Origin of the sequence: uncultured Planktosalinus sp. (genome assembly GCF_963973675.1) — a bacterium.
Taxonomy (GTDB): Bacteria; Bacteroidota; Bacteroidia; order Flavobacteriales; family Flavobacteriaceae; genus Planktosalinus.
Genome location: NZ_CAXBAN010000404.1, coordinates 1 through 2289 on the forward strand (window position 1 = coordinate 1; position 2289 = coordinate 2289).

At 38.6% G+C, this 2289-nt stretch carries 2 protein-coding genes; one reads left to right on the forward strand and one right to left on the reverse strand.

The genetic code is table 11. From position 1 onward, the window contains the following. Nucleotides 1–288: 288 nt before the first annotated feature. Nucleotides 289–714 (reverse strand): hypothetical protein, encoded by a 426-nt coding sequence (locus tag AACY61_RS12665; protein ID WP_339611943.1) that lies wholly within the window; start codon nucleotides 712–714, stop codon nucleotides 289–291. 164 nt (nucleotides 715–878) lie between these two features. On the opposite strand from AACY61_RS12665, the gene argS reads away from it, so the two are divergent. Further along, nucleotides 879–2289, forward strand: a 1411-nt coding sequence (argS, locus tag AACY61_RS12670; protein WP_339611944.1) for an arginine--tRNA ligase, incomplete at its 3' end; no start/stop codon positions are given.

Genomic DNA, 2289 nt, shown 5'->3' on the forward strand with positions numbered 1-2289 from the left:
TCATTCATTTAATAATTAAGGGTTATTTGGTTGATTTAATTGGTTTTTGTCATCATTTTTGCTGAAGTGCAAAAATACCGCCTAAAGGGTATAACTTTTTCTTCTTTTATCCCGCATCCTATTCAGAGCTACAAAAATGAAATCCCTAGCCGAAGTTAGAAGATTGATTTAAGACGTAAATACATAAGATTATTTTTGCTGTATTTTGAGACTGTAAATTTTTGTCATCATTTTTGCGGAAGGAGTAAAAATGGGGTCAAAATTGAGTAGCCCATCACATTTTGCTAATCACAAATCCTCAATCTGCGTTGGGCTGTTGTCAATTTTATAATTTATGATTTTTTGGAAAAACCGGTGAATTGCTTTTTCGGTTGCACTTACTTTGACAAAATGATGGTCTTTGTATATACCGTATTCTTCGGCTTTGCCTTTGTAGGTATTTAATTTATAGTAAGGAATTACCAGGGCATAGCTTTCTAACAGCGACCTGAATCCCACTATAATCCCGTTGGGTCTCATTTCAATATTGCACACATTTCGGTTGTTGTCCAGAATGAGTAGGTTGTGAATTTCAAGGCTGGTGGAAGTAATGAAGAGTTTGGGTGAGCCCACGCCATTCATTTTGATACGTTCCGTCAATGGAAAAGGTTTTCCCACTTCAGCATCAATTTTTCTTTTTATTTCGGGATTGTTATAGGAGACGTTTACCAACATTTTATAAAAATACGAATTGTTCCGAATTTATTCGAATTTATTCGAGTTGATTTTATGGTGGCTGTTGTGAGTTGTTTGTGTGGACGAATGGGATTTTTAATAGGGTTAAAAAGGTATTTTTGCCCTATATTTGCAGGCTGAAAAAGGGCAACAACTATTCGCATATGGATTTACAACACACATTGGAGCATACAATTAAAGAGGCTTTTTTATCCTTGTATCAGGTTAACTTACCCGGGGTTGAGTTTCAAGCTACCCGAAAGGATTTTGAAGGGGATGTTACTGTAGTGACCTTTCCTATGCTGAGGTATGTAAAAATGAACCCTGAACAGTTGGGGCAGGATCTAGGTACTTACCTAGTGGCTCATATTCCTGAGGTGGCCGATTTTAATGTGGTGAAAGGTTTTTTAAATCTTGTGATTTCTGAAGGTTTTTATCTGGACTTTTTTAAGAGCATTTTAAACCAAGCCCATTTTGGCCATCGAGAGATTGCGCCGGGCACGAAGGCTGTGATGGTGGAATATGCTTCCCCCAATACCAATAAGCCACTCCATTTGGGGCATATCAGAAATGTGTTGCTGGGTTATTCGGTTGCTGAAATTTTAAAGGCCTCCGGAACTAAGGTTTATAAAACTCAGATTATCAATGACCGGGGTATTCATATTTGTAAGAGCATGCTGGCCTGGAAGAAATTTGGTCATGGAGAAACCCCTGAAATCACTGGTATCAAAGGTGATAAGCTGGTAGGGAATTATTATGTGAAGTTTGATCAGGAATATAAAAAAGAAGTAGCCTCTTTAGTTGAACAAGGAATGCTTGAATCCGAAGCTAAAAAGCAAGCGCCCTTATTGCTTGAAGCCCAACTGATGCTTCAACAATGGGAAAACGGAGATGAAGAAGTTGTACAGTTATGGAAGATGATGAACAGCTGGGTGTATGCAGGTTTTGAGGTGACTTATAAAAACATAGGTGTTGATTTCGATTCCTATTATTATGAAAGCGATACTTATTTATTGGGTAAAGATGTTGTGGCCCGTGGTCTGGAAATGGGCGTTTTTTATAAGAAAGAAGATGGCAGTGTTTGGATTGATTTGACAGATGAGGGTCTTGATGAAAAGATCGTGTTGCGCAGTGACGGAACGGCTGTTTATATGACCCAGGATATTGGTACTGCTATACAACGTGTTAAAGACTTCCCGGATATTGGTGGAATGGTTTATACTGTGGGGAACGAGCAGGATTATCATTTTAAAGTATTGTTTCTCATCCTTAAAAAGCTGGGCTACCAATGGGCTGAAAATCTTTTTCATTTGAGTTATGGTATGGTGGACTTACCCAGCGGTAAAATGAAAAGCCGTGAAGGGACCGTTGTTGATGCCGATGATTTGATTTCAGAAATGACCCAAACTGCTGCCCGAATATCTGAAGAATTGGGAAAGCTGGATGGATATACCAAAGCTGAGAAACAAGAACTATATTCTACTATCGGTCTGGGAGCGTTGAAGTATTACATTCTCAAAGTGGACCCCAAAAAACGGATTTTGTTTAGCCCTGAGGAATCAGTAGATTTTCAAG